We start from the raw sequence: 17,233 nt of genomic DNA, 5'->3' as shown, positions 1-17,233 counted from the left end.
ACGTTATCTCTGCTCAAACACGCCCGCCAAAGAACTACACAGAGGTGTCCGCGGAGGCTAGGCTTCGGGGCATCACAACCGAAGACCGTCGCCGGGCAACCGGCTGACGCCCATCTGCGGGACCGGAAGAGGCGCCGGCCCCGCAGCCTTGATCTACGTCAGGGGGTTGCCTCGGTGGTTAAGACAACAAACGTCGCGGACAATGACGCACCCGCAGCGGCGGGACCGCGCACGGAAGCGACGGCCGCCGTCGTCATCGGCTGCGGACTGACGGGTTTGGCGGTGGCGAGCGAACTGAGCCGCCATGGAATTCATCCCGTCGTTCTCAACGGGCTCCGCCAGGACACCGAGCCGGCGCCCGGCCCTGTGCCTGATGCCCTGAGCCTTTCGGAGCGCACGGAACTGCTGCGTCTGCTGCACGGCTACGCTGCCGGGCATTCACTGGATATCCGCCGCAGCACCCCCGCAGAGGAGCTGGGCCCGCTGCGCGGTTCCGGCAGCCCGGCCCCCGAGCCGGGCATGAAATGGGCCGTCCGGACCCGCCACGGAGTCCTGCTGGCGGACACCGTGGTGCTCGCCGGCTGCGGTCAGCCGGCACTGGTGAAACTGATCCGCACCCTCGGTTTCACGGCAGGCGCGGAACTGAGGAACGCCCTGCGCAGCGTTGGGCTCTACGTCGTGGGCGCCGGCGAGGTGCTGACTGCTCCCACCCGGGAGCTTCTGCGCCAGGCAAAGCGGGCCGGCCAAGAAATAGCCGCCCGCGATGCGGCACTCGACGGCGCTTCCGGCATCCGGACGGGCACTGCCTAAAGCACAGCACCGCAAAATGCGATGAATCTCACGCGGTATCCCCGCGTTCCGTGCAACCCGGGCCACGGTCTGCCCCGGAACCGGCGCGATAAGATCGGATGGCGGGATTCCCCTACCTAGCCATCACTCATTCAGAGGAAGCGTCATGCTCAAACAAGGTTCAAAGCTGGACCGGTATTTTGAAATCTCCAAAAGGGGCTCGTCCGTCTCCCGCGAAGTCCGGGGTGGTTTGGCTACATTTTTCGCCATGAGCTACATCGTGGTGCTTAACCCGCTGATCCTCGGCGGCGAGGATGGGGTAGGCAACACACTGTCCGGCCCTGCCGTCGCTGCCGCCACCGCACTCGTGGCCGGCGTGCTGACCATCATCATGGGGGCCTGGGCCAAGCATCCTTTTGCCATGGCCACCGGTCTGGGCGTCAATGCCTTCGTTGCGGCGACCGTTGCCACCAATCCGGGCCTGACCTGGCCGGACGTCATGGGCCTGATCCTGCTCTCCGGTGTCACCATGTTCATTCTGGTGCTCACCGGGTTCCGGACCGCCGTCTTCAGGGCGGTTCCCGCCAGTCTGAAAACAGCCATCGTGGCGGGCATTGGCCTCTTCATTGCCATGCTCGGGTTCGTCAACGCCGGCTTTATCCGTCGGATACCCGATGAGGCGGGAACCACCGTTCCGCTGGAACTGGGCACCGGAGGCCAGCTGCTGGGCTGGCCCAGCCTGGTCTTCGTCTTCGGACTGGTCCTCACGATGGGACTGCTGGCCCGCAAGGTTCGGGGCGCGATCCTCATCGGCATCGTCGCTTCCACCATCTTCGCCGTGATCGTCGAGCTGGTGGCCTCACCGGGGTCACAGGGCGCCGGCATAGCGACCGGCTGGTCACTGGTCACGCCGAGCATGCCCGAATGGGCGGCACCCGATCTCTCCCTGCTGGGCCAGGTCAGTGTCTTTGGATCCTTCGAAACCCTCGGCGTCGTTGCCGCGTCCCTGCTCGCGTTCGTGATCCTGTTGAGCATCTTCTTCGACGCCATGGGCACCATGGTGGGGCTGGCCACTTCGGCCGGATCCATCGACAAGGACGGCAACATTCCGAACGTGGACCGCGTGCTCCTGGTGGATGCCGCCGGCGCCGTTGTCGGCGGAGCAGCCGGCGTCTCGTCCAACCAGATCTACGTGGAGTCCGGATCCGGCATTGCCGAGGGCGCCCGCACCGGCCTGGCCTCCGTGGTCACCGGCCTGCTCTTCATCGTCGCCATGTTCCTGACGCCGCTGATCTACTTGGTGCCCTTTGAGGCCGTTGCCCCGGCTCTGGTGGTTGTGGGTTACATGATGGTTTCGCAGGTCGGCAAGATCGACTGGAGCGACATAGGACTGGCCATTCCGGCGTTCCTCACGATCGCCCTGATGCCGTTCACGTACTCCATCGCCAACGGCCTCGGCGCCGGGTTTGTCACCTTCGCCCTGATCCGTGTTTTCCAGGGCCGCGGCCGGGAAGTCCACCCGCTGATGTACGTGGTTGCCGCAGCCTTCGTGCTGTTCTTCTCCGTGGGTGCCATTTCCTCGGTCCTCGGGGTTTAGGACCGGAACCGGCGCAGCAAAAGGCCGTCCGAAGTGCTGGGCACTTCGGACGGCTTTCTTGTATCCGGAGCCGGCCCGGAACACCGTCCGGTCGGTTTATGCCGCCTGGGCGTCAGTGAGCGGGTGCGTCCCCGCCGCGAACGCCCGCACCTTGGCGTCGTCCCACAGGTGGGCGGGAACGCCGCCGCCCAGCAGCGTCCGGGGCAGCGAAGGGTGCCCGGCGAAGGGGAGGTCACTGCCGGCAATAATCATGTTCCCGTACCGCCGGCCCTTGAGCATGGCGGGGTCGGCAACGATGGCCGTATGCGCGAACACCGAGCACACAGCGGCAGCTTCGCGCCGGGCGCCTTTCAAATCCGGCGTGTCTCCGCAGTTCATGATGTACAGCCCGCCCGGCGCCAGGACGCGCGCCGCCTCGGCGGTGAACTCGAGGGTGGTCAGGGCCGGCGGGGTTTTGGCCCCGGCAAACACGTCCCGGATGATCAGGTCCCGGCTGTCGTCGTGGAGGGTTTGCGTCACTTCGCGGGCTTCCCCCACCCGCAGCCGCATCAGCGGCGCGCGGGGCAGGTCGAACCAGGCCCGCACCAGTTCGGCGAGGCGGCCGTCCAGCTCAACGACAACCTGGCGTGCGTTCGGGTAGCCCGCGGCAAAGTAGCGGGCGAGGGAGCAGGCGGCACCGCCCAGATGGAGCGCGCGCAGCTTCGCGTCGGCTTCCCAGTGGGTGTCAACCAGGGCGGCGATCCAGCGCATGTACTCAAAGTCGAGCTGGCGGGGATCTGCGACGTCGATGTGCGAGCTGTGCACGCCGTTGACTTTCAGGATCCAGCCGTTGGGATTGAACTGGTCCGGCAGGAGCTCGCAGGTTCCGGTGTCGATGGGAAAAGTACCGGCCACGGGCCCGGATTCAGGGGTCCCGCCCGGTTCGGAGACCGCTGGCCCCTTGCCCGGCCGCTGCCGGCCCATCAGGCCACCGTCCGGAGCATCCGGACGTTCCAGGAGATGCGGGCGGCCGGGATCCGGCTGAGCGTGTGGGTCATATCCCCAGTTTAAGCGCCGCCGGCCCGGCCCCGGGCCAGCAGAATCAGGCTCCGGGCTCCCCGGAACGCTCCAGGGCTGCTTCCAGGCGTTCCACCTTGCCCTCAAGCTCGCCGGAATGGCCGGGCCGAATGTCCGCCTTAAGCACCAGGGATACCCGGCTGCCGTAGCGGCCCACAGCCTCCGTGGCGCGGCGGACCACCTCCATGACTTCGTCCCACTCCCCCTCAAGGGTGGTGAACATGGCATCGGTGCGGTTCGGGAGGCCTGACTCGCGGACAATCCGAACGGCGGCCGCGACGGCGTCGTGCACTGATGCATCCACCGCACCGGGGCCAGCGGGGGTATCCGGACCGACGCCGGACGGGGCTACTGAAAAGGCAACTAACATGCCGCCCAGTCTGCCACCGCCGGCGTCAGGCGCAAGTCCGGACTAAGCTTCCGGCGCGGGAGAGTGCTGCTCGCGTTCCAGCCGGTCGGCGCGCTCTGCCCGCTCCGCCGTGCGCAGATCCGCGAATTTGTCATTCAGGCGGGAGTGACGCTGGCCGTACGCGAAGTACAGCAGGAACCCGACCAGCAGCCACCCGGCAAAGTAGATCCAGGTCTCCACGGCAAGGTTCGTCATCAGGTACAGGCACAGGACAGCCGAGAGGACCGGCAGCACCGGGCCGAAGGGCACCCGGAAAGCGGGCTTGAGGTCCGGGCGCTTCCGGCGCAGAACCAGCACGCCGGCGCTGACCACGACAAAGGCGGACAGGGTGCCGATGTTGATCATTTCTTCCAGCACGTCCACCTGGGTGAACCCGGCGACCAGTGCCACGAGCGTTCCGCACAGGATCTGCAGGCGGGCCGGAGTCGAGTGCTTGTCGCTGGTGCGGGAGAGGGAGCGCGGCAGCAGGCCGTCGCGGCTCATCGCGAGGACCACGCGGGCCAGGCCCATGAGCAGGACCATGATCACCGTGGTGAGGCCGATCAGGGAGCCGACGGCGATGACCTGCGCCGCCCAGGGGTTGCCCACCAGCGTGAAGGCAGTGGCGAGGTTCGGCGACTCGGCGGCGGCAAGTTCGGTGTAGGGAACCATGCCGGTCAGGGCCAGGGAAACGCCGATGTAGAGGAGGGTGACCACGGCCAGTCCGGCGAAGATTCCGCGCGGCAGGGTCTTGCCGGGATTCTTCACCTCTTCCGCAGAGGTGGCGACGACGTCGAACCCGATAAAGGCGAAGAACACGATGGCTGCGCCGGCGAAAACGCCCAGGGTTCCGTACTGCGCCGGGGCGGCACCGGTCATGAAGGAGAACAGCGACTGCTGCATAACGCCCTCGCTGCCCAGCGACTCAGTCGGCACGGAATCCGGGATGAACGGGATGTAATTCTCGGCCTTGACGTAGAAGAAACCAGCAACAATGACGAACAGCACCACGCCGATCTTGATCAGCGTAAAGATGTTGCCGACCTGGGCGGAGAGCTTGGTCCCCATGACCAGCAGTACGGTGAACACCGAAACGATCAGCAGGGGTCCCCAGGTGAGGTCCACGATCCCCAGGTCAATGGTGGCCGGTATGTCCAGGCCCATCAGGCTGAACACCTCACTGAGGTAGATGCCCCAGTACTTGGCAATCACGGCCGCCGCAGTGAACAGCTCCAGGATCAGGTTCCAGCCGATGATCCACGCCACCAGTTCGCCCATGGTGGCGTACGTGAACACGTAGGCGGAGCCGGCCACCGGAATGGCGGTGGCAAACTCGGCGTAACACATGATGGCCAAGGCACAGGTGATGGCGGCCAGGACAAAGGAAAGGGTTACGGCAGGGCCGGAAAAATTGGCCGCCGCGTTGGCTCCCACGGAGAAGATGCCGGCACCGACGGCAACAGCGACACCCATAATCATCAGGTCCCACGTGGTCAGCGTCCGCTTGAGCCGGCGTCCGGGCTCGTCGGCGTCCGCGAGGGAATCCTCGATGGGCTTGGTTCTGAAGAGACTCACGGTGGTCCTTGTGCTCTGGTATTCGTGAAAACTAACCGACCAATCGTAGGCCGCGGCGCGGCTGCCTCCAGTTTAATCCCACATGGTGAGACGCCGCAGTCCAGCCGGAGCTGCGCGACTGCCGATTCGGAGCACTGCTGCCGCATGTCCGCTAGCCACTGCCCGGCCCTTTTGGGAGGATAAGACTGTGTCCAGCACCACAGCACGGTGAGGCGAAACGCACCGCCATGCCGGCACGCTTCACCCAGCACGGGGCGCGGACCTCCCGCTCTCCAGCTCAGAGATCGGACAACAACCATGGCCCGCGGAATCTACATCAGTGCCATGACCCCGGGGTCGGGCAAGTCCCTTGTCACCCTCGGCCTGGCCGACATGCTGCTGCGCCACGCTGACCGCGTGGGGTTCTTCCGCCCAATTGTGGAAGGCAGCGAACCGGCGCAGGACCCGATGGTGCGGCTGATGCAGCGCAAGTTCAACCTCACGGCTGAAACAAGCCGGGGCGGGCTCACCCGCCGCGAAGTGCGCTCCCTGCTCGTAGCCGGTGAGCGCGGCGAGGTGGATTCCAGATGCCTGACGATCTACAACGAAGTTGCCGCCCACTGCGACGTGGTGATCATCGAGGGCACTGACCTTTCGGGGCACGACGTCGCCCTCGAGTTCGTCCTGAACGCCCGCCTCGCGAACAACCTGGGCGCCGTGGTGCTGGCGGTCGTCAACGCACGGGAGATGACAGTGCCGGAAACGGCCGATGCAGTGGACGTGGCCCGCCGGGAGCTGCATGACGCGCACTGTGACCTCCTCGCCATGATGGTCAACCGGGCGGAATCGGACGCGGTTGATGAGGTCAGGGCCGCCGTGCGCCCGGGAGCCTCCGGCAGGCCGGTGTACGTGATGCCCGAATTGAACGAAATTTCCCAGCCCTCCATGTCCGAGGTCGCCAAGGCACTGAATGCGCGGCAGGTGGCCGGCAGCGCATCTCTGGAACGCGATGTTGTCGGCATCAAGGTCGCCGCCATGACGGTGGGCAACTTTATCTCCCAGCTGGACCACGGCAATCTGGTGATTGCCCCCAGCGACCGGGCCGATGTCATGGTGGCCGCACTGGCGTCCGCCGTTTCGCCGGAGTTCCCGGTGCCCAGCGGCATGCTCCTCACCGGCGGCCTGCCGATCGATCCCGGAATCCTGGCACTGCTGTCCCAGGCTCCGTTTCCGGTGTTCGCCGTCGACGTCGACACCTACTCGGCCGCCCGGCAGGTCAGCCGGGTCCGCGGGGAAATATCGTCGGGCCAGCGCCGCAAGGTCGCGGCCGCGTTGGGCGTCTGGACCCGCCATGTCGACGAACATGAGCTTCTGGAGCGCCTGGAGCTGCCCCGGCCGGAGAAAATCACCCCGCTCCGCTTCCTGAACCAGCTGATCGTCCGGGCCCGGGCGCAGCGCAAGCACATTGTTCTTCCCGAGGGCCTGGACACGCGGGTCCTGAGGGCGGCCGAAATCCTGCACCGCAGGGACGTCTGCTCGCTCACCCTGCTCGGGCCGGAAGGGGAGGTGCGGGAACTGGCGGCCAGCGAGGGGATCGACCTCAGCGGCACCACGATCATCAACCCGGCGACCAGTGCCCTGCGGGACGAGTTCGCCCGCGAATACGCGGAGCTGCGGGCCAAGAAGGGCGTCACGCTCGACGACGCCCAGGAACGCATGCTGCACGGGGCATATTTCGGGACCATGATGGTCCATCTGGGGCGTGTGGACGGAATGGTCTCCGGCGCGGCGCACACGACAGCCAACACGATCCGCCCGGCATTGGAATTCATCCGGACCAAGGAGGGGGTGGATATTGTGTCCTCGGTCTTCCTGATGCTGCTCGAGGACCGGGTGCTGGTCTACGGTGACTGCGCCGTAAATCCCGATCCGGATGCCAAGCAGCTGGCGGACATCGCCCTGGCGTCTGCGGACACCGCGGCGAGGTTCGGCGTGACGCCGAGGGTGGCGATGCTCTCTTATTCGACGGGTGCCTCCGGGCACGGCGAGTCGGTGGAAACGGTCCGGGAGGCCACGGAAATTGTCCGCAGCCGCAGGCCGGACCTTCCGGTGGAGGGCCCCATTCAGTACGACGCGGCGGTGGACGCCAGCACGGCCGCTTCCAAGATGCCCGGATCCGACGTCGCCGGGCACGCCACCGTTTTCATCTTTCCCGACCTCAATACGGGCAACAACACCTACAAGGCGGTGCAGCAGTCCGCCGGAGCAGTGGCGGTGGGGCCCATCCTGCAGGGACTGCGCAAACCGGTCAATGACCTCTCGCGCGGCTGCACGGTCGAGGACATCGTCAACACCGTGGCCATTACCGCGGTCCAGGCCCAGGAGGGCTGATGCTCGTACTCGTCATTAATTCCGGCTCCTCGTCCCTGAAGTACCAGGTGCGGGACACCGCCAACGGAGAACTCCTCGTTAAAGGGATCATTGACCGCATCGGCGAGGAAGCGGTGCCGGACCACGGCGCCGCCCTGGAGGAGCTGAGCCGCCGCCTGCCCGACGCGCTGGGCGGCCGAAGCATCGACGCCGTCGGGCACCGGGTGGTCCACGGCGGCGAGCGGTTCAGCGAACCCGTCCTGATCAACAACGAAATCGTACGGTCAATCGAACGCCTCAGCCCGCTGGCTCCGCTGCACAACCCGGCCAGTGCCCGCGGGATCCGGGCCGTGCATGACAAATGGCCGAAGATTCCCCAAGTGGCAGTTTTTGATACCGCCTTCCACCGGACACTGCCCGAGCAGGCCTGGCGCTATGCCCTGCCGAACAGCCTCTACCGGAAGTACGGCATCCGCCGCTACGGCTTCCACGGGACCAGCTACGGGTTTGTTGCCCCGGCCGCGGCCCGGTTCCTGGGCATCGATCCCGGCGAATTCAATGCCGTCATCGCCCATTTGGGCAACGGAGCGTCCGTCACGGCAATCCGGGACGGCAGGAGCATTGACACCTCCATGGGCTTCACCCCGCTGGAGGGGCTGGTTATGGGCACCCGCAGCGGCGACGTTGACCCGTCCATCCTGGTGTTCCTGCTCCGCGAAGGATACGACGCCGATTCCCTGGACAACCTGCTGAACCGGGAGTCGGGCCTCCTGGCACTGGGCGGTGCCTCGGACATGCGGACCCTGACTGAAGCGGCGGAAGGCGGGGACGAAGCGGCTGCCCTGGCGCTGAACGTTGCAGCCTACCGGCTGGCGAAATACATCGGTGCGTACCACGTGGCGGTGGAAGGAGCGCAGGCGCTGGTGTTCACGGCAGGCATCGGTGAAAACGCCTGGGAATTCCGCGAGCTGACGGTGAACCGGCTGGCAGCCCTGGGAATCACACTGGATCCGGAAGCGAACCGGAAACGCGGATCCGAAGCCCGCCTGATCAGCACGGCAGAGTCCGCTATTCCCGTACTGGTGGTGCCGACGGATGAGGAGGAAGCCATCGCCGAAGCGACCGCCGAAACGGTGGCGCGGGACTTTGCCTCGCCCGCGGGAGCAGCGAGCAGCTGACGAAACCTCCCGGATTACCCGGATTACCCGGATGAGACTGAGTGACAGGCCGGTAATCGGTGGAAGGGACTGCCATTCCGCTGCCCTTTCGGCTACGGTCGAATACCGGTTAAGCAAAGGCCGGCCGCTCCTCGCCTGCGGAGAATCCCATGGAAAGCTTCAGCTCACGGGAACACCCGTCCTTCGAACATTCGCTCCGGGTTCTGGTCCGGATCGACACCCAGCTGCAGCTTGCCTGCTTGGAAGTGCGAGGGTGCCTCACCGCGGACACCTGCTCCACGCTGATAAACATCCTGACCCACACCGGTACTCTGGGCGCGGCGGTGAGCGTGAATCTGCTCCGGGCCGCGCACGTGGAAGAGGAAGCCCTTGAACTGCTGTGCGCCGGCGCCGGGGCTGCGGTTGATACCGGTGCCGAGACACGGCCGGTCGAGATCCTGGCACCGCCGGACCTGCCGGTCTGCCGCCTCGGTCCGGTTCCGGCAGCCCAGGCACCACCGGGTGCGGGCTCCTGGGGTCTGGCCCTGACCAACGAGGACGCCGCCACACTGATCACACAGAGGGATTCGCAGGTTCTGGCGGACCGGAACGGCTGCCGGCCGCGGAAACGGTAACCGAACGCGCGCCGCTTCCGGATGTTTTGTCAGTAACCTTACTATTTGTAAGAATGGGGGTTACGTCCAAAGCACCCAAAGCAATCAGCAGGAGGTTCGCGCGTGAGAGCAGTAACTTGGCAGGGAAAGCAGTCCGTCAGTGTCGAAAGTGTTCCGGATCCGGTGATCCAGGAACCCACTGACGCCATCATCCGCGTCACGTCTACTGCAGTCTGCGGCTCGGACCTGCACCTGTACGGCGTCCTGATGCCCTACATGAAGGAAGGGGACATCCTCGGCCACGAGTCCATGGGCATCGTGGAAGAAGTCGGCTCGGCAGTCACCAACCTCAAGAAGGGCGACCGCGTGGTCATCCCCTTCCAGATCTCCTGCGGCAGCTGTTTCATGTGCCGGCAGGGCCTCCAGACCCAGTGCGAGGTGACCCAGGTCCGTGAAAAGGGAATGGGCGCCCAGCTCTTCGGCTTCTCCGAGCTGTACGGCTCGGTACCCGGCGGTCAGGCGGAATTCCTCCGCGTGCCGCATGCGGACTACGGCCCCATCAAGGTCGGCTCGGAGCTGCCGGACCACCGCTACCTGTTCCTCTCCGACATCCTCCCCACTGCCTGGCAGGGCGTGCAGTACGCCAACGTGCCCGACGGCGGCACCCTGGCCGTTTACGGACTGGGCCCGGTGGGCCAGTTCGCAGCCCGCATCGGGACCCATCTCGGCTACCGCGTGATCGGTGTCGATCCCGTGGCGGAGCGCCGGAAGCTCGCCGAACAGTACGGCGTGGAAGTCCTGGACCTGCAGAAGGACGTAGCCGACGAATTGCGTGAAATGACTGACGGGCGCGGTCCCGACTCGGTGGTGGACGCCGTCGGCATGGAAGCCCACGGCTCCCCGGTGGGCAAGGCCGCCCAGACTGCGGTTGGCCTGCTGCCGGACAAGCTGGCCCAGAAGGCCATGGAGAACGCCGGTACCGACCGCCTCTCAGCCCTGCACGGCGCCATCGACGCGGTCCGCCGCGGCGGTACGGTCTCACTCAGCGGCGTGTACGGCGGCACGGCCAGCCCGATGCCGCTGATGAACATGTTCGATAAGCAGCTGAATCTGCGCATGGGCCAGTGCAACGTCAAGCGCTGGATCGATGACCTGATGCCGCTGGTCGAGGATCCCGCCGATCCGCTGGGTGTCACCAACCTGGTCACTCATCAGGCCAGCCTGGAAGACGCCCCGGAGCTGTACGAGAAGTTCCAGAAGAAGGAAGACGGCTGCATCAAGGTCGTCTTCCAGCCCGGAAGCAACTAAGCAGTCCCGTCTGCTGCCCCGCCCGTCCGCATTTAGGAGGGGCGGGGCAGCAGACTTTTAAGCCGCGGGCCTTCGCGGCGGGAGCCGCACCAGCTCGGAGTCCACGGTTGTGCCGTCCACCGTGACGCGCAGGTAGGTACAGAAGGGCTGCCGGCGCCGGTCGGTCGGCGAGCCGGGGTTCAGCAGCCTCAGGCCGTGCGGCGTCACCGTGTCCCACGGGATATGGCTGTGCCCGAAGATCAGCAGGTCGGTGTCCGGGAACTGTTCGTCCATGCGCCGCTCCCGGCCCGCTGCCGGGCCGGTTTCATGAATGACAGCCAGACGGACCTCTTCAACGGTGGCGGTGGCCACCAGGGGCAGCCGGTCCGGCAGCGCACCGCCGTCGTTGTTGCCGTAGCAGGCGATCAGCCGGCGGGAGCGCCGCAGCATCTCGTCCAGCGCGTCCTCGCTGACCCAGTCGCCGGCGTGGACAACGGCGTCGGCCGCCTCAATGTCCCGCCACAGCGATTCGGGCAGTTCCTTCGCCCGCTTGGGCAGATGGGTGTCGGAGAGCACCAGCAGGTGTGTAGCCACGGTCCGGCCCTCCTACCGGCGCAGGCTCCAGGCCCAGCGGATCAGGGGCAGCTGCAGCGGCAGGCGGGCCAGGTGGATGGCCTTCTGCTGATCGGAGCCGCGCGGTCCGAAGGCGCGCTGCAGGGCGCTGAGGTGCCCTGCGATGAAGGCAACGTACATCAGCGCCGTTGCCGTGGCCGCAGCCCGGCGTGTGGCCGGCAGCAGGAGGCCGGCGGCTGCGGCGAACTCCAGGCCGCCGCTCAGATGCGTCCACTGCCGGCGCGTCATCACGCCGAGCTTGCCGCCGGTGTCAGTGCTGATGCTCCGGGGCACCACGGCGTTGTAGAACTTGGGATTGCGGAAATGGTTCACGGCGCTAATGGTCAGCAGGGAGGCCATGGCGGCGGCTGAAATGCTGTGGCGGTTCATGTGCTTCTTTCACTGGGGGAAACTGCGCCGGTGGGCACAGGGGACGTCCGGCCCGGCAGCCGGGCTGCGTTGTTCAGCGCATCCGCGGCCCGGACCAGGGCAAGGTGGGAAAAAGCCTGGGGGAAATTCCCGGCCATGGTGCTGTTTACCGGATCGTACTCCTCACTCAGCAGACCCAGCTCATTGGAATAGCCCACCAGCTGGTCCATGAGGGCGGCGGCTTCCTCTTCCCGGCCGGTCGCGGCGTACTGCTCCACCAGCCAGAAGCTGCAGGCGAGGAAGGGGTTTTCGCCGCCGGGCAGGCCGTCCACCCCGGTTTGGGTGGCGTAGCGCAGCAGCAGCCCGGATTCGGTCAGCAGATCCTTCTCCAGCCGCGCCACCGTGCCGAGCATGCGTTCGTCGTCGTACGGCAGGAAACCGACCTGGGGCAGCTGCAGGAGGGAGGCATCCACCTCCGAGCTGCCGTAATACTGCGTAAACGACCCCAGTTCGGGGTTGTACCCGCGGTTCAGGATTTCCTCGCGCAGTCCGTCCCGCAGGGCATCCCACAGTTCCACCGGCCCGTCCAGGCCGTAGGTCCGGGCCGCGGCCGCCGCCCGGTCAAAGGCGGCCCACATCATGACGCGGGAGTGGGTGAAGTGCTGCGGTTCGCCGCGCATTTCCCAGATGCCGTGGTCCTTGTCTTCCAGGTGGCGCTCCAGGAAGGACATCAGGGCGCGCTGCAGCGGCCAGGAGAAGTGGTCCTCGGCCACCCCGTTCTCCCGCAGCTTGGCCAGGGCCACCATCACTTCGCCGACGACGTCGGCCTGGTACTGGCTGACGGCCCGGTTTCCCACCCGGACGGGAACGGCTCCGCGGTAGCCGGAGAACTGTGTCAGGATGCGTTCGGGCAGGTCACGGGCACCGTCCACGGCATACATGATCTGCAGGTCCTCCGGATCCCCCGCCACCGCGCGGAGCAGCCAGTTGCGCCACTGCAGCGCTTCATCCGCATAGCCGTGGCCCAGCATGGCTTCCAGCGTCAGGGCCGCATCCCGCAGCCAGCAGTAGCGGTAGTCCCAGTTCCGCTCCCCGCCGGCGACTTCCGGAAGCGAGGTGGTGGGGGCCGCCACAATGCCGCCGGTGGACTCGTGCGTGAGCGCCCGCAGCACCAGCAGGGAGCGCCGGACCGCCGGCATGTACTTCGGTGCGGGTTTGCAGTGCGCCGCCCAGCTTTCCCAGTAGGCGGCCGTGGCCTCCAGCGCGGCATCGATGTCCGTCAGTGCGGGAACGGCGGAGTGTGAACGGAACCAGGTGAGCTCCAGGTCCACCTGTTCCCCGGCTTTAACGCTGAACCTGCCCACGTGGCGGTGGTCTTCGGCCAGGGGCAGGTTTCCTCCGCGCAGCACCAGTGCGCTCGGTCCGGCAATGGCCAGCAGGCGTTCTCCGTGCGGGTACGGGTCCCGGCGCATCCACGGCAGGACGGTGCCGTAGTTGAAACGAACCTCCAGCTCCTGGCGCATATCCACGGTGCCGCTGATTCCCTCCACCCGCCGCACGATCGAGGCACGGCCGTCCCCCACTGGCATAAATTCAGTGACCAAAACACTTCCGGTTTCGGTGGCCCAACGGGTCTGCAGAATGAAGGTGGAGCCCGCGTAGCTGCGGTGGACGACGTCGGCGGCTCCGTCCGGCGCCAGCAGCCAGCGTCCGTGGTCCTGGGTTCCCAGCAGCGCCCCGAATACCGAGGGCGCATCAAACCGGGGCAGGCACAGCCAGTCAATGCTTCCCCGCCGGGATATCAGGGCACCCGTGTGAAGGTCCGACACGAGCGCGTAGTCCTCAATCGGAGCAGCCATCATCCCACTCAATCACACGGCTGCAGCTTGTCCTAGGACGACGCAGGGCGCCCCGCGTTTGCCGAGATGGCACCCTGCGCAGCAGACTGACAATATTGGCTGGAGACTATATTCGGCTCGCCGGCTCCTGCCCCGCGCCGAACCGGCCGGGGCACACGGTCCGGCACAAGCACGAGGAGCGGCATGACCTTACTTTCGACACATCCCGTCCGGCGCGTCCGGGCCGGCGGAGCCCGCGCATGAGCGTCCCGCTGCTGAACGACGTCGAGCGCGCCGCAGGCCTGCGGCGGATGAAGATGCTGGCCACCGGCCTGCTTGTGCTGCTGGCGGTCATTTTCGTCTTTTCCTTCGCCCTGCAGGACCGCTACCCGTGGCTGCAGTACGTCCGTGCCGCAGCCGAGGGCGGCATGGTGGGCGCACTGGCCGACTGGTTTGCCGTCACGGCGCTCTTCAAGCACCCGATGGGCGTGAAAATCCCGCACACCGCGATCATTCCCCGCAAGAAGGACCAGATTGGCGCTTCCCTGGGGCAGTTCGTGGAGAGCAACTTCCTTTCAGAGGAGGTCATCCGCCAAAAGCTCGGCTCCATGGAACTCGCGCAGAAGGCAGGAGCCTGGCTGGAACGCCCGGAGAGCGCAGCCCGCGTGGCGACCGAAGGATCGGCGGCAATCCGCGGCATCCTGCGCGTCCTGGATGATGACGCCGTCAAGAGCGTCCTGGAGTCCATGTTCCGACGCCACGTGGTGGACCCGCCCTGGGGCCCGCCCATGGGCCGGGTGGCGGAACGGGTCTTCGACGAGGGCCACCACCACCAGCTGGTGAACCTGGTGGTGGACAGCATCAGCGACTGGGTGGCCGCCAACCCGGATGTCATCTCCGAACTGGTTACCCAGCGCTCGCCGTCCTGGGTGCCGTCCTTTGTGGATGACCTGGTGGGAGACCGCGTGCAGGTGGAGGTCCGGCGCTTCCTGACTGCCGTGCAGGAGGACCAGCACCACGAGCTGCGCCGCGCCCTGGACGACTACCTCAAGGGCCTGGCCCGGGATCTGCAGGAAGACCCGGCCGTGATGGCCAAGGCGGACGCCATCAAGGAACAGGTCCTCGACGATCCCCGGGTCCAGCAGCTCATCACCCAGACCTGGGCCACCATCAAGAATGCCCTGACCACCGCCGTCGACGATCCGGACAGTGAGCTGACGCGGAACTTCAAGGCTGCCGTACAGGACTTCGGCCGCCGGCTGAGCACCGACGCGGAACTCGCCGCGAAGGTGAACACCTGGATCGCCGACGGCGCCGGCTACCTGGTCAAGACGTACAGCAGCGACATCGCCGCGGTGATCACCGAAACGGTTGAGCACTGGGATGCACAGGAGACGTCCGAGAAGATCGAGCTCCAGGTGGGCAAGGACCTGCAGTTCATCCGCATCAACGGCACGGTGGTCGGTTCGCTGGCCGGCCTGGCGATCTTCAGCATCGCGCACGCGGTCTTCGGCTAGGACTGCGCCCGGACCGCCGGACCGGGCAGACGCCCGGCCGGGAAGGGCCGGGCGTCGGGACCGGCGGGCGGTTTACGAATCGCTCTCCGGAAGCTTCCGCAGGTCGTCCGCCAGTTCGCCGGGGATGCTCTCCGGAGCCGGGCCGAAGGCCTTCCGTGCCGTCTTGATGACTCCCTTGCCCATTGCGTGGTTGCCCGCGCCGCCCACCACTGCGCCAACTCCGAGCGGCAGCGCGCGGCCCAGCATGGCAGTGCCCTGGCGGGCAATGATGCGCTTGGTGAACTGCCTGCGGATCGAGGAACCCACACTGCCCATCACCCCGGAGGACATGCCGCCCAGCGAGCTGGCCCAGGGCTTGGCTCCGCGTCCGGCAACGGACTGCATCATGGCAGTTCCTTCTTCGCCCAGCATGATGGCCATGACCATGGTCCGTGACCGCTCAGGATCCAGCAGGTGCACGCCGTGAAGTTCAGCCACGGACTGGGCAAAAAGCGCCGTGGCTTCGAGGAAGCCCACGGTTGCTGCCGCGGACAGGCCCAGGGCGGCCATGGTGCCGATGGCGGGTACGACGGCGGTGGCTCCCACAGCGGCTCCCCCGCCCGTCACGGTGGCCAGGTAGTGCTTCTCGATGATCGTCACCAGTTCCGCCGGCGTCGCGTGCGGATGCTTGCGCTGCAGCCTGCGGATGTTGGCCAGGACCAATGGACGCTGGACCTCGACGGCCCGTTCCATTGCCCTCAGGAGTCCGGCTTTCGGTGTTCCGTCCTTTTCGAAGACGGCCCCTCCGGCAACCTTGAAGGCACGGTTGGATGCAAAACCCACGGCAACGCTCCTTTTCCAACTTCGGCGAACCGGCGCGGTGACCCGGCCGGGTTAAGCCTACGTGAGGGTGATACGAAAAAAGCGGGGCCGGCGGAAATCCGCCGGCCCCGCTGCCTGCAGCTAGTGCAGGGGTCCGCGCCGAGGCGCGGAACTCATGAAACTAGGCGCGGTTGCCACTCTTGCGAGTAACGAAGCCGTAGATCACGAGGACAACGAGGGAGCCCAGGATGGCTACAAGCCAGGTCTCGATGGAGAAGAACTCGTTGATGTCAGCGCCGAAGAGTGCGCCGCCAATCCAGCCGCCGAGCAGGGCGCCGATGACGCCGAGGACCAGAGTAGCGATCCAGCCGCCACCCTGACGGCCCGGAAGGATAGCCTTTGCGATTGCACCGGCGATAAGACCCAGAATAAGGAAAGCAATGAAACCCATGATGTACTCCTTGCTGTGTGAACGAGTGATGATTTCGTTGTTTTACTGAGCGACCTGTGGGCCGCGCTTTCCTCCACTCTACTTCATAAGCATGCTTAGGTAGTAGTCGAAGTCGATTTTTCTTCGTCGGTTATCAATGTTAGGCCCCTTTGTATTTCGCGTCAGATCAAGGGGAAGGCAATACATAACGGCGCAAAAAGATTCCCACATCACGGACCTCTTCGGACCCGATAGAGTGCCCCATCCCGGGATACGTCCGTGCCGTCAACGCAGTATTTTCCCGAAGCCAATTCTCCGTATGGAAAATCGCATCTTCATTGATCACCCAGTCGTTTCGGTCCCGCCCCCAAAAGTACGGAACCGGCTCCGGCAGCGGTTCGGCCATGGCCAGCAGTTCGTTTTCGGCAATAAATCCGGACAGTCCGACAACGGCGTCGAAGCCGGCCGGACGCAGCCGCAGCAGCGTGGTCGCCATGGCCATGCCCTGGGAGAACCCGAGCAGTGAGACACCCGTGAAGGCGCCTTCAGCCCGGATGCGGTCCACCCGGGAGAGCAGCCCGGCTGCAGCCTCCAGCACGTCGGAGGTGTCCGAGCCGAGGTAGGGATCCAGCAGGAACCACCCGAAGGAATCCCCCACGGGGAAGCTGCCGCGCAGGGCAACACCGGTGATTCCGGCGGGAAGCGACGGGAAAAGGCGGACCATTCCGGCTTCATCGGCGCCGTAGCCGTGCAGCATCACCAGGAGATGGGTCCCGGAGCGGGCATCCGCGGGCGCCGACCACGATTCAATGTGCATCCACCCACCCTAAACCGCCGCCCTGCCCGCATCTGCC

16 protein-coding genes are annotated in these 17,233 nt (G+C 66.1%); 7 read left to right on the top strand and 9 right to left on the bottom strand.

From position 1 onward, the window contains the following. The first annotated feature begins 174 nt into the window (after positions 1-174). Together WKB88_RS11410 and WKB88_RS11405 are read left to right on the top strand one after the other, a co-directional pair. On the top strand, positions 175-810 hold the full coding sequence (locus WKB88_RS11410; RefSeq protein WP_341394676.1) for an FAD-binding protein: 636 nt from the start codon (positions 175-177) through the stop codon (positions 808-810). Positions 811-955: 145 nt separating this feature from the next. Continuing rightward, on the top strand, positions 956-2,386 hold the full coding sequence (locus tag WKB88_RS11405; RefSeq protein ID WP_341394675.1) for an NCS2 family permease: 1,431 nt from the start codon (positions 956-958) through the stop codon (positions 2,384-2,386). Positions 2,387-2,482: 96 nt separating this feature from the next. Here WKB88_RS11405 and WKB88_RS11400 read toward each other — a convergent pair whose 3' ends face one another. The 3 genes from WKB88_RS11400 to WKB88_RS11390 all read right to left on the bottom strand — a co-directional run bounded on the left by WKB88_RS11400 (position 2,483) and on the right by WKB88_RS11390 (position 5,405). Continuing rightward, a complete protein-coding gene (locus WKB88_RS11400) occupies positions 2,483-3,349 on the bottom strand; it encodes a spermidine synthase (protein WP_341394674.1) in 867 nt (288 codons plus the stop codon). A gap of 118 nt (positions 3,350-3,467) precedes the next feature. Further along, positions 3,468-3,812, bottom strand: coding sequence for a thiamine-binding protein (locus tag WKB88_RS11395; protein ID WP_341394673.1), 345 nt, complete (start codon positions 3,810-3,812; stop codon positions 3,468-3,470). Between the two features lie 42 nt (positions 3,813-3,854). Continuing rightward, the gene (locus WKB88_RS11390; RefSeq protein ID WP_341394672.1) at positions 3,855-5,405 is read right to left on the bottom strand and encodes an APC family permease; all 1,551 of its coding nucleotides are present in this window, start codon (positions 5,403-5,405) and stop codon (positions 3,855-3,857) included. Positions 5,406-5,702: 297 nt separating this feature from the next. Here WKB88_RS11390 and pta point away from each other — a divergent pair, with 297 nt between their 5' ends. The 4 genes from pta to WKB88_RS11370 all read left to right on the top strand — a co-directional run bounded on the left by pta (position 5,703) and on the right by WKB88_RS11370 (position 10,833). Next, positions 5,703-7,775, top strand: a complete 2,073-nt coding sequence (gene pta / locus WKB88_RS11385) for a phosphate acetyltransferase (RefSeq protein ID WP_341394671.1) — start codon at positions 5,703-5,705, stop codon at positions 7,773-7,775. After that, positions 7,775-8,932, top strand: coding sequence for an acetate/propionate family kinase (locus WKB88_RS11380; protein ID WP_341394670.1), 1,158 nt, complete (start codon positions 7,775-7,777; stop codon positions 8,930-8,932). Before pta ends, WKB88_RS11380 begins: the two co-directional genes overlap by 1 nt. 149 nt (positions 8,933-9,081) lie before the next feature. Further along, the gene (locus WKB88_RS11375; RefSeq protein ID WP_341394669.1) at positions 9,082-9,546 is read left to right on the top strand and encodes a hypothetical protein; all 465 of its coding nucleotides are present in this window, start codon (positions 9,082-9,084) and stop codon (positions 9,544-9,546) included. Between the two features lie 102 nt (positions 9,547-9,648). Continuing rightward, entirely contained in the window at positions 9,649-10,833 is a 1,185-nt protein-coding gene (locus WKB88_RS11370; protein WP_341394668.1) for a zinc-dependent alcohol dehydrogenase, read from the top strand. A gap of 57 nt (positions 10,834-10,890) precedes the next feature. Here the strand turns inward: WKB88_RS11370 and WKB88_RS11365 are convergent, their stop codons facing one another. The 3 genes from WKB88_RS11365 to WKB88_RS11355 are packed head-to-tail and all read right to left on the bottom strand — an operon-like array spanning position 10,891 to position 13,652. Further along, a complete protein-coding gene (locus WKB88_RS11365) occupies positions 10,891-11,406 on the bottom strand; it encodes a metallophosphoesterase family protein (RefSeq protein ID WP_341394667.1) in 516 nt (171 codons plus the stop codon). 12 nt (positions 11,407-11,418) lie between these two features. Next, positions 11,419-11,814 (bottom strand): hypothetical protein, encoded by a 396-nt coding sequence (locus tag WKB88_RS11360; RefSeq protein WP_341394666.1) that lies wholly within the window; start codon positions 11,812-11,814, stop codon positions 11,419-11,421. Continuing rightward, a complete protein-coding gene (locus WKB88_RS11355) occupies positions 11,811-13,652 on the bottom strand; it encodes a glycoside hydrolase family 15 protein (RefSeq protein WP_341394665.1) in 1,842 nt (613 codons plus the stop codon). The genes WKB88_RS11360 and WKB88_RS11355 overlap by 4 nt, the downstream gene beginning before the upstream one ends. Before the next feature lie 239 nt (positions 13,653-13,891). Between WKB88_RS11355 and WKB88_RS11350 the strand changes: the two genes are divergently transcribed. Continuing rightward, positions 13,892-15,148, top strand: a complete 1,257-nt coding sequence (locus WKB88_RS11350; RefSeq protein WP_341394664.1) for a DUF445 domain-containing protein — start codon at positions 13,892-13,894, stop codon at positions 15,146-15,148. Positions 15,149-15,220: 72 nt separating this feature from the next. Here the strand turns inward: WKB88_RS11350 and WKB88_RS11345 are convergent, their stop codons facing one another. The 3 genes from WKB88_RS11345 to WKB88_RS11335 form a co-directional block, all read right to left on the bottom strand. After that, complete coding sequence (locus WKB88_RS11345) at positions 15,221-15,970, bottom strand: hypothetical protein (RefSeq protein WP_341394663.1); 750 nt, start codon at positions 15,968-15,970, stop codon at positions 15,221-15,223. Between the two features lie 160 nt (positions 15,971-16,130). After that, positions 16,131-16,400: a GlsB/YeaQ/YmgE family stress response membrane protein gene (locus WKB88_RS11340; RefSeq protein WP_341394662.1), complete on the bottom strand. Its 270-nt coding sequence runs from the start codon at positions 16,398-16,400 to the stop codon at positions 16,131-16,133. Between the two features lie 166 nt (positions 16,401-16,566). Beyond that, entirely contained in the window at positions 16,567-17,196 is a 630-nt protein-coding gene (locus WKB88_RS11335; RefSeq protein WP_341394661.1) for an alpha/beta hydrolase, read from the bottom strand. Positions 17,197-17,233: the final 37 nt, after the last annotated feature.

It is taken from the genome of Arthrobacter sp. G119Y2 (assembly GCF_038069765.1).
GTDB lineage: Bacteria > Actinomycetota > Actinomycetes > Actinomycetales > Micrococcaceae > Arthrobacter_B.
Note: the sequence above shows the minus strand (reverse complement) of the source record. Positions and strands in the feature narration are given on the sequence as shown.

What these genes read in the sequence shown, in the direction of transcription:
- WKB88_RS11405 (WP_341394675.1), top strand. Translation starts at nt 956, where the DNA reads ATGCTCAAACAAGGTTCAAAGCTGGACCGGTATTTTGAAATCTCCAAA.
- WKB88_RS11400 (WP_341394674.1), bottom strand. Translation starts at nt 3,349, where the DNA reads ATGGGCCGGCAGCGGCCGGGCAAGGGGCCAGCGGTCTCCGAACCGGGC.
- WKB88_RS11395 (WP_341394673.1), bottom strand. Translation starts at nt 3,812, where the DNA reads ATGTTAGTTGCCTTTTCAGTAGCCCCGTCCGGCGTCGGTCCGGATACC.
- pta (WP_341394671.1), top strand. Translation starts at nt 5,703, where the DNA reads ATGGCCCGCGGAATCTACATCAGTGCCATGACCCCGGGGTCGGGCAAG.
- WKB88_RS11380 (WP_341394670.1), top strand. Translation starts at nt 7,775, where the DNA reads ATGCTCGTACTCGTCATTAATTCCGGCTCCTCGTCCCTGAAGTACCAG.
- WKB88_RS11375 (WP_341394669.1), top strand. Translation starts at nt 9,082, where the DNA reads ATGGAAAGCTTCAGCTCACGGGAACACCCGTCCTTCGAACATTCGCTC.
- WKB88_RS11360 (WP_341394666.1), bottom strand. Translation starts at nt 11,814, where the DNA reads ATGAACCGCCACAGCATTTCAGCCGCCGCCATGGCCTCCCTGCTGACC.
- WKB88_RS11355 (WP_341394665.1), bottom strand. Translation starts at nt 13,652, where the DNA reads ATGGCTGCTCCGATTGAGGACTACGCGCTCGTGTCGGACCTTCACACG.
- WKB88_RS11350 (WP_341394664.1), top strand. Translation starts at nt 13,892, where the DNA reads ATGAGCGTCCCGCTGCTGAACGACGTCGAGCGCGCCGCAGGCCTGCGG.
- WKB88_RS11340 (WP_341394662.1), bottom strand. Translation starts at nt 16,400, where the DNA reads ATGGGTTTCATTGCTTTCCTTATTCTGGGTCTTATCGCCGGTGCAATC.
- WKB88_RS11335 (WP_341394661.1), bottom strand. Translation starts at nt 17,196, where the DNA reads ATGCACATTGAATCGTGGTCGGCGCCCGCGGATGCCCGCTCCGGGACC.